Annotated in this window: 9 protein-coding genes; 6 read left to right on the top strand and 3 right to left on the bottom strand. The window is 58.8% G+C overall.

Annotated features, from left to right (window positions below; translation table 11 throughout):
* The 3 genes from M1L36_RS12390 to M1L36_RS12380 all read left to right on the top strand — a co-directional run.
* Positions 1-584 (top strand): RNA-guided endonuclease InsQ/TnpB family protein (locus M1L36_RS12390; RefSeq protein WP_250874046.1); only part of this gene is annotated, 584 nt, incomplete at its 5' end.
* A gap of 436 nt (positions 585-1020) precedes the next feature.
* The gene (locus M1L36_RS12385; RefSeq protein WP_250874045.1) at positions 1021-1557 is read left to right on the top strand and encodes a DUF7437 domain-containing protein; all 537 of its coding nucleotides are present in this window, start codon (positions 1021-1023) and stop codon (positions 1555-1557) included.
* A complete protein-coding gene (locus tag M1L36_RS12380) occupies positions 1554-2081 on the top strand; it encodes a PIN domain-containing protein (protein ID WP_250874044.1) in 528 nt (175 codons plus the stop codon). Before M1L36_RS12385 ends, M1L36_RS12380 begins: the two co-directional genes overlap by 4 nt.
* Positions 2082-2196: 115 nt before the next feature.
* Here M1L36_RS12380 and M1L36_RS12375 read toward each other — a convergent pair whose 3' ends face one another.
* The 3 genes from M1L36_RS12375 to M1L36_RS12365 form a co-directional block, all read right to left on the bottom strand.
* Complete coding sequence (locus M1L36_RS12375) at positions 2197-2631, bottom strand: toxin-antitoxin system TumE family protein (RefSeq protein ID WP_250874043.1); 435 nt, start codon at positions 2629-2631, stop codon at positions 2197-2199.
* A 2-nt stretch (positions 2632-2633) separates the two neighbouring features.
* Entirely contained in the window at positions 2634-3167 is a 534-nt protein-coding gene (locus M1L36_RS12370) for a DUF7342 family protein (RefSeq protein ID WP_369694227.1), read from the bottom strand.
* A 216-nt stretch (positions 3168-3383) separates the two neighbouring features.
* On the bottom strand, positions 3384-4232 hold the full coding sequence (locus M1L36_RS12365; protein ID WP_250874041.1) for a hypothetical protein: 849 nt from the start codon (positions 4230-4232) through the stop codon (positions 3384-3386).
* 448 nt (positions 4233-4680) lie between these two features.
* On the opposite strand from M1L36_RS12365, the gene M1L36_RS12360 reads away from it, so the two are divergent.
* The 3 genes from M1L36_RS12360 to M1L36_RS12350 all read left to right on the top strand — a co-directional run bounded on the left by M1L36_RS12360 (position 4681) and on the right by M1L36_RS12350 (position 9290).
* A complete protein-coding gene (locus M1L36_RS12360; RefSeq protein WP_250874040.1) occupies positions 4681-4983 on the top strand; it encodes a CopG family ribbon-helix-helix protein in 303 nt (100 codons plus the stop codon).
* A 12-nt stretch (positions 4984-4995) separates the two neighbouring features.
* The gene (locus tag M1L36_RS12355; protein WP_250874039.1) at positions 4996-5490 is read left to right on the top strand and encodes a PIN domain-containing protein; all 495 of its coding nucleotides are present in this window, start codon (positions 4996-4998) and stop codon (positions 5488-5490) included.
* A 359-nt stretch (positions 5491-5849) separates the two neighbouring features.
* Entirely contained in the window at positions 5850-9290 is a 3441-nt protein-coding gene (locus M1L36_RS12350; RefSeq protein ID WP_250874038.1) for a type IV secretory system conjugative DNA transfer family protein, read from the top strand.
* Positions 9291-9507 lie beyond the last annotated feature (217 nt).

Genomic DNA, 9507 nt, shown 5'->3' with positions numbered 1-9507 from the left:
AACAGACGGGCACGCGGTCGGCCCACCTGTCGATCCAGTCGATGACCGACCGTGAACACCGTTGGATGCAAGACGAACTGCACCAAGCCTCGACTCAGATTCTCGACGAAGCCCGCGACCACGGTTGTACGCATATCGCATTCGAGAATCTGACCGACATTCGCAAGCGAATGGCTGGTGCAAAGCGATTTCACGCATGGGCGTTTCGACGCCTCTCCCAGTGCGTCGAATACAAAGCCGAGATGTACGGCATCGAGGTGGAGCAAGTGAGTCCTGCGTACACATCTCAACGGTGTTCGTCGTGTGGGTTTACACACGAAAACAACAGGCGGTCGAAACACCAGTTCGTGTGTCAGAAGTGCGAGTACGAACTGAACGCGGACTACAACGCGAGCAAGAACATCGCTCGTAAACTGCTCAAGAAACTCCACTCGGGGCAGACGTCTTCGAGTGGAGGCGCACCCTGTCAGTGTGCGCTAACGTCGGGGATGTTGAACCTGAACGGCGAGTACACCGCCTCCGTCAATTCGACGGCAGAAGGGGAGTCCACCGACAAGCCCACGACTTCAGTCGTGGGTAACTGACAATTCGGCTCTTTGTCAACGTCAAACCGAGGTTGTGGCTGCCGTGGCGTCGCCACGGGAGCGGTGGGGGGAGAGATGGGGTCGAGGGCACTTGGGAGGCACAACATGAAAACAAACCGCGCAGCGAGCCGCTCTCGGCTTCTGAGCCGATTAGCGGAACACCACCGCCGACCAGCCCGTCAGGGCGACCGACACGCGCTCACCGTAGTAGTTCCATGCGACGTTCCGCAGCCGGACCACGTCGCCCGTACCAGCTAGGGTTGGTTCGACCGCGCCCAACTGGTGAACTTGACCGCTCCAGAGTCGCCTTCCAGCAACTCAGCCTGCGAATCGGGGGTGGACGGAGACAAGCAGGTTCGAAAGACGATACCCAGCAGTCGCCGGCCAGTTGACCGGCAGAAGCCTTATTACGAATTACGAATAATTCAAAATAGAGATGGCCCAATCATCCCCTCGGTCTGGGCAGCCACCGATTCAGCAACTCCAGATAGTTGTCGACCTCCTTGAGACACCAGTACTCGCCCGAATGTACGCTCGCATTCTACGGTCCGGTCCAGTCACTGTCTCTGAGATCATCAACGAACTCGACATTCCACAAGGGACCGCGTACGATTACGTCCAAAAGCTGGAAGCATCCGGATTGGTGGAGAAGACTCGTGAGCAGCGACCGTACGAATACGATGCGGAGTCAATTTCGCTCACGCTCTCGACAAATGGAGAGACGCAAACGATAACGCCAGCCCTCATCGCAGCTGTCGCTCGTCGCGATGAGAACGAGGACATCGATGTGTACGTCGAGCGACACGGTCTCGACGGGCTTGCTGTCGCCCTGGAGTACGCATACGAATATCTTGATGGGAGGGTCAACCATCGTATCACGGCTCAAGAGCTCGATATCTCACCGCTTGAAGCCGAGATAATCCTCCAGGCACTGGAGCCAGTCGCTGCTGAGTACGCAAACACTACTGAATGACGACTGCCTACATCGTCGATACTGGTGTCTTCGTTCGGTGTGGCGGACCGGACAACGAGAAATTCCAACGGCTACGCAGAGCAGTTCGACAAGCGGGTGTCATCTTGCTGGTCCCCCAACGCGTCTACGAAGAATTGGGGGGTGACCCGACTGCAGAAGACTATCCCTCAGCAGATATCCCCTACCAAGCCGGATTTGACGAAGGTTGGACCGTCGTTGCTCCAGCGCTTGACTACACCAATCCGAAGGTCTCGACTGTAATGGACGAGGCCCGACGGTTCATCGCTAATGCGACTGACCGAAACGAGGACATCATCGAGAAAGCAGACACGGCACTCATCGGGCTTGCTGCTCAGCTGCTCGATACCGGTCAAGCAGACCACATTGTCCTCTTGACGACAGACAAACCAGCTGGGAAAGCGGCTGAAACACTCCTTGCCCAACGTGGGTATGGTGACCAAATCGAATATCGGTACGCCAGCGTTGGGTATCTCGAATCAATCACAGCCAGTGAATTTCGTTGAGAGTCTCCCGCGCCTGAACCAGATAGGATACCAACGGCCACAGTGACGTTTTCTGCCATCCCACTCGAGGTCGTGGCTGCCGTGGCGGAGCCACGGGAGCGGTGGGTGGGCGTGGTCATATTTCGCCCCACAGCGCCTCGATTCGCCGCTCGACCTCATCGAGCACAAGTCGGAGGACGTCACGGAAGTCATCTGGCCACGAGGCATCCTCGCCCGGTGTTGGGGCGGTTGGCGGTGGGTGGTAGTGGTCACGCATGTTGTGGGGATTCGGGTGTCGGTCCCACCGACACTCCCAGGACGAACTGGCTACGTCGCGGTAATGGATTTTGAAGTCATCGTTGGTGTACCATCGGATGGAGAGCGTCGCCTCGTCGATGGCTTCAGGATAGTATGTCGTGGTGAGTTCGACAGCCAGTTCGAGGTGTCCACTCTCGTCTGTAATCGTAGCTCGCTCAACGAACTCTGCTGCGTTGAGTCGGGTCTCGAAGAATTCGAGAATGGGTCGGTCGAGCGGGGCCGGACTCCCCCCATCGCCTGCAGGCGGCACCACAGTTAGCTTGAGACCGACTCCGGTTCGGATCCTGCTCGCTGCTGTCGAGCACGTTCGAGGCGAGTGCGCTCTTCGCGGGCGCTTTGCCAGTCGGCGAGGTCCCCGTACGTATCGTCAACAGTACGCTCTTGGTCTCTCTCCGCGGCGGCCAACGCGTCAACCTCTGCAGGGGTCACTGCGTCGTAGGTCTGCTCGTACGTCTTGATTGTTGCAGTCAGTACACGGATTCGCTCGCGAAGTTCGTCGAGGGAGCGTGTCGCCGCCAGCTGGTTGACTCGTCGCCACTCGAAGTAGGCGTCGTTGCGCTCGTACGTCGCGGGTCGCCCGTCGTGCTTGGTAACGATGCCGAGGTCGGCGAACCACCCGAGGTACTTCCGTGCGGTCTTCGGGTCACAGTCCACTCGCTCTGCGATGACACTTGCAGTTGTCGGGGAGCGAGTCTGGAGCATCGTCCCGTAGATTCGCTGTTCGACGTCGTCGCCCACAAACGGATCCTCGAACGAAGGAGGGCCCGTTGTCGAATCCGAGTTGCCCATACTCACCATTCGTACACAGGGGACATAGTTCTTGTCTAGCGTAATAGTATCCGTTCATGGTGTCCCGAAGCATATCGAACAGCAACCGTCCACGGGAGGTTGTGGCTGCCGTGGCGTCGCCACGGGAGCGGTGGGTGGGGAGGAGGGGTCGTGGGCACTGGGAGCCACAGCAGAAAGAAAAACCGCGCAGCGAGCCGATCTCCGCTTCTGAGCCGATTAGCGGAACACCACCGCCGACCAGCCTGTCAGGGCGACCGAGACGCGATTACCGTAGTAGTTCCACGCGACGTTCCGCAGCCGGACCACGTCGCCCGCCGCCAGCCAGGGCTGATTCGACCGCGCCCAACTGGTGAACTTGACCGTCCCTGTCTCGTCCTCCAACAGACCGACCTGCGCAATCGAGGGGTGTGAGGGCGTCCACAGCTTCGAGATACGACCCTCGATGTCGACCTCACTGCGTCCCACCGTCCCGATCTCATCGATGGGAACGAGTGCACCAGGAGTCGCTTTCACCTCGTCCAATGTGTCGAGCACAGCCATCTGGAACTCCACACCTGCATTCACTCTTTCAGCAATCCTGACTGCGATACCCGACTGGGCCATCCCACAACGCACCCGACTCGCAATCCGCGCCGCTTGCGTCTCGACCGCTCTACGCGTCTCCGTATCCAGATCATCCATCGGGTTGACCCGCTCGACCGTCTCTTGGCCACACTGTGCTTCCGACATCCCGCGACACACCGCTTCCCGTTTCGATGTCTGTGACCGGTCTTCCCGAGCACGCGTTCTTTGCACCTCTGCTTCTCTGGCTTCCCAGCGCTCCTGGGCTTCGAGCGTCATCCCGAAGGGCCGTTCACGCTCGCCGCTCTCGACCGCCGCCATCGCCTCGATCACGTCCGAATCGATGGTCGCCTGCGTCTCCATCGCCACCGTTGCCCGCAACTCCACCTGCTCGTCGACTTCCCACCGCACCGCAGAATCCGCCACTCGTTCGAATACTTCGCTACCTTCTTTGCTACTGTTAATTTTACTACTCATTGGAGTTCCTGCTCCACAGGCGCTCACGCGCCGACTCCGCGGCCCATTACCGCGGTTTTCTCACCGACTGACCCGTCATCAGTCACAACTCCATCTGCGCTCGCTCGCGCCTTCGAGCGCCCACCGGGCGCGAGCGAGCGCTTCCGTAGACGAAGTTCAACCAGCCCGCGCGCTGGGCCAGGCGACACGAGCGGCCAGCACACAAGCCGGTGGCGTGTTCTCGCGACTCGAGAACCGACAGTGCGCTTGGTGGCTGGCGCACCGGAGAGGTGCGAGGCGAGTGCGCAAGCGAGTGCAACGAGCGATGCAGTCGACTGGCGGAGAAGCGAGCGGGGCGGGCCAGACCGAGTGCCGAAAAACCTGCGAAGTACTGGGTAGTGACACAGCCACCGTGGTGAACGTGAGTTGAGGAATTCGCCCACGACGCCCACTGATTTATAGGGGCGTACACACAATGTACATACAGGTGAGTCGAATGGGATCAACGAGAGTCAACTTCCGGTTGCCAGCGGATTTGATCGAGAAAGCAGACGTCGCGGCGCGGGTGACACACAAAAACCGGACTGATATCATCAAAGAGGCGCTGCAGGCGTATCTCGACGAGGTTGAAGAGGATGCGGCGTTCAAAGAGGCTGTCACTGAGTTGTATCTCGATGACCAGATTGGGTTTGAGGAGCTGACAGCGTTCGTTGGGCGGCAAGATGCCGAATCGATTCGCGCGTCCAAACAGATTCTCGATCAAGGCGAGGAGTTGGCCGATGAGCTGGCAGATCTGTAGGTTGACGTTGAGATGATTGTCGCAGACACGAGCGCGCTCGTTTCCCTTGCGACAGCTGATACGCTCTCGATGGTCATCGACGAGTTTGATGTCCACTGCCCCACGCTCGTTATCGAGGAACTGGAATCAACGGCGGCTTACGAAGACAGCCATGGTACTGCAGCCTCTGCCGTCCTTGATTTGATGAGCCAGCTTACGGTCCACGAGGTCGATACACCCTCCGTCGAGTCGTCACGAATAGATGCTGGTGAGGCGCACTGCTTGGGATTGTGTGCTGTGATTGATGCTGACTTCCTCATCACCGACGACCTTCGCGCACTTCCCGAGCTTCAGCGACTGACAGACGCGCATGTAGCACTCTCTCCGATTGTACTTCGAGCACTGGTCAAGCGGAACTGTCTCACGAACGATGAAGCACGCACGAAGGTTGAGCAACTCGCTGCAACTCGTGACTGGCTCGGTCGCCCGATTTATCGACGTTCGATGAGCCTTTTCGATCCAAAGTGAGCTGCCTGCGAAACTCATGCCAAGAGATAGTGCACTGACGAGCCCGCACTTCGTACGGGTGACACCGATGCCGCGTGCCGAGAGTCGTGGTGAAAAGCCAGCGACGAAGAAGCTCCCGCAATCGTAGGCGCCGGAAGAGGTCAAGCGTGGTCGATGCCAACCTTCCTCGCCACTCGCCCGAGCTCCCAAAGCTATCACAACTCAGTAAATAGAACGGCGCTCTAAGAACTGCGTAGAAATGGCTCAATAATGCCTAAAACACGGAATAACGAATTCGTGAAGTCTGTTATTGAGCTATTCTTGCCACTTCAAGTACCCTACTAACTTATGGTAACTCACTGCTGGCAGACTCTCACTGAATGTCTGAAGATGCCGATTCAGTGAGCGATCACCCGTTTGCAGTTTGGGACGACCGACCGACGCTAGTGCTCACCCCAGCGACGACTGAGTTCATACCGAGACGAGTCCTCGACTGTCTCACGACCTGCCATCACCTCACCAGTACTGACGAGGTTCTCGAGTGGCGTGCAATCGTCGAGAATGGGGAGTGTCGCTACACCGTCTCTGCGAGTGAGCAAACCCTCAAGCAACTTGAGTCGGCACTTCGCCAAGCGATGCCCGGCTACACGATTGAGCGGGCAGATGACCTCTCGCTTCCTGAGCTTGATGAGGAGTCGCTCACTGGTATTCGGTTCAGGGGTGAGGGGACCCGACGCCACGACTGGCAAACAGGGCTATGGCCGACTGTCACTGAGGATGGACCAACACTCGACAGCCGTCCGGCGCTCACTGCTGCAATCGACAGACTCGCTGAAATGGACGCGACAGTCGTCTACCAGACGCTCATCACCTCGAAAGCGTCCTGGAAACGCAGTGCCGAGGACCGTATCTACCGACTCAAAGAGAACCGAGATACCGTCGCAATGCGATTTGTCGCTGATCTAATCTTGCCGACCAACCCGGAGAAAGAGGTCGAGCCGGATCCAGAGCATCAAGACCGAATCGACCTGATAGAGGCTGCCAACAAGACACAGTCGTTCACGGTTGCTGCCCGGGCAGTTGCTGACGGGCCGGACGCAGAGAAAGCGCTCGATGCGTTCTGGCACGGTATGATGAGTGCCGACGGCCCATACTACAAAGTCGGGGCCACGTCCGGCAATGATACTGAGACGCTCGTCGAGGAGATGGCCGAGCAGCGGATCCCAACCCTCTCACTCGGCAGTAAGATTGTCCGTTGGGCGTTCGGGTCGGACGTCAAGCCCACGTTCACGATGGACCCACGAACGCTTGCTCACAGTTGTTTCATCGAGGGCGCGAAACTCACGGATAAGGGCCAGCGGCTGCTCTCGACGACACCCGAGGAACGACGAGAACTCGGGGCGCCCGTGCCTGAACTCCTTTCTCAGTACGAGGAGGGATTCACACTCGGCGTGCTGGAGACGCCTGAAAAGAACGTCCCGAACATCGTCGCTGTCCCGCCGTTGATGCAGCGAATGCACCTCATCGTCGTCGGGAAGTCCGGCTCTGGGAAATCTTCACTGCTCGTCCGGGGGATGCTCGACAATCAGCTCCTCACGGATGGGCCCTCGATTTTTATCGACCCGAAGGGCGATGGCATGCCGACCGAGTACATGCGGGCTCACTACGCGAAGCACAAGACACTCGACAACGTCCTGCACTTCGACTGCGCAGAGATGCTTCCGGCACTCTCGTTTTTCGATGTCCGTCCGTACCTCGACGATGGTATCGCCCGGGCCACAGCAGTCGAAGATATCGCCGACCACTACATCGAGCTAGTCCGGGCGATGATGGGTGCTGAGCGCTTCGACAGGGCGGTTCAATCACCAGCTGTCATTCGATATCTGATCAAGGCACTGTTCGATCCGGTTCATGGCCAGGATGCGTTTTCCCACAGAGAGCTTCAGGACGCGGCCATCCAGATGAAAGCCACCGGGGATGCGCCACCAGTCACTGATGCAGAACTCGAGGCGATGCTCAGTGGCATCACGTCGAACAATATCCAGACGTTCGAGATTGTGATGGGTGGTGTTGAGACGCGAATCAACGAGATTCCTGGTGATTCACGCCTCGCCCAACTATTCAACCACGTCCCCGAAGACGGCGACCCGCATTTCGACTTTTACGACCTGCTCGACGAAGATACGATGGTCATCTTCGACACCAGTAGTTTGCGCTCGAACGCACGAGACGCGATGACGCTCGTCTTGCTCTCGAATCTCTGGGCGGCGCTCAAACGCCGCGCCAGCGAGCAAGATGAAGCCGACCGAAAGCTGGTCAACCTGTATCTGGAAGAAGCAGCGGACGTTGGCACATCCGACATCGTCACCGAACTGCTCAGTCAGGGCCGTGGCTTCGGCCTCTCGATGACGCTCGCGATGCAGTTTCCCGAGCAGCTGCGTGACGACAATCCCAGAGCGTACGCCGAAGTGCTGAACAACGTCTCGACGATCGTCTCTGGAAATGTCTCGGTCGATTCCGTCCTTCCCAAGCGATTCGCAACCGCAGATATGTCCGCTACTGACGCGGCCAACCGACTTCGAGCCCTCAAGCGCGGTGAATGGTTGGTGAGTCTCCCAAGCGCGTTCGACACGCCAGAGCCACGCCCATTCACGCTCAACTCAGCGCCACTTCCGGATGGGCTGGAGTGGAGCGAGAACCCACTGACTCCGGGGATGGAGACTGCCTTCGAGTCGGCGGCTCGGTTTGTCGAGGAAGACACGTTCGAACAGTACGGCATCGACACGATTGCATCCAGGCAGACCTACGAGAACGTCGAGACCGACCGTGAGCCGTCGGTAGATGCCAATCACGGCCGTAGCCACGTTCTCGAGCACACCAAACGCCTCCCGGAGGGAATCGAGTGGGACTCGACGAGTACAGCGTTCGTCTGTACACACTGTGATGCCCGGTATGAGACAACCCGTGAGGGAATTCTCCGGGCCGTCGACTGTTGTTACGGATTGGGCCGCATCGACCGTGATGACGTCCCGCTGTGTTCGCTCAGGTACAAGCTCTCGTCCGCTGAAGCCACGGCGACAGGCTACACCCACCAACAACTGTCCTTCCTGCAGGCGGTCTACAACGCCCACCAGCAGCGCTTCGATACCGAGTGGGAGTACGATATCGTATACGACTCGATGGTCCGGCTGCAGGAGTACACGGGCATCGAAGCCAGTGCTGTCCGGGAGCTCATCGACGATGGAGTGCTCGCTCACGACTGTGACCGTCCACAGAAGCTCTACACGGTGACGGCTGCAGGCCGCGAAACACTCAACGAATCCCACAGGCTCGGCATCGCACACGGTGACGGACGCGGCGACCTCGGTGAGTCGAGTCTCCACGTCGCGATGGTCGAGGTCCTTCGCCGCTATCTCGAACAGCTGTACCGCAACAATCCCAACTCACGAGTCTCTGAGGTACGGACCTACCACGATCTCGAGGATGGCATGCGATTGGATGTCGTCGGGCTTGATGACGACGGAGACATCGTCGTCGTGGCCGAAGCCGAGCGGGTCAACCACGACGTCCTCGAGGCGGCCCCGAGTGACTTCGATAAGATCGCTGGCTGCGACCCCGAAGAAGCGATCTGGCTCACCGAGAGCCGCGATGCTGCCCACACTATCCTCAAGGCACTCAACGACCCCAAACGTGGCCCACCGCGGCTTGAGGAAACCTACAGTGAGTCGTACTCACCACAGCGACTCTCCTTTGACACATCGGGAATCACCGAAATCCACACCGTCCGGCACATGCGCGACTCCCTCCTCGAAGCTCGATAGCTGCCCTACTGTCTCGACACACTCGCTGCTCGCAGATTCGAGACGGACGCCCACGACTTCGGTCGTGAATCGCTGACGGACGCCGACCGAGACACCGTGTCGAGCGGTCGTCGGTCTGGGGACACAGGCGGTATTGCTCTACAGAATTGCATGGCGAGTGCCTCGGGGCGTGACCCCGAGGGTGAAGCCGACACGGACAATAAACTAATCGGCCAGT

Origin of the sequence: Halomarina rubra (assembly GCF_023699475.1) — an archaeon.
Lineage (GTDB): Archaea > Halobacteriota > Halobacteria > Halobacteriales > Haloarculaceae > Halomarina > Halomarina rubra.
The sequence above is the reverse complement of the archived record's forward strand: the minus strand, read 5'-3'. Positions and strand labels throughout refer to the sequence as shown.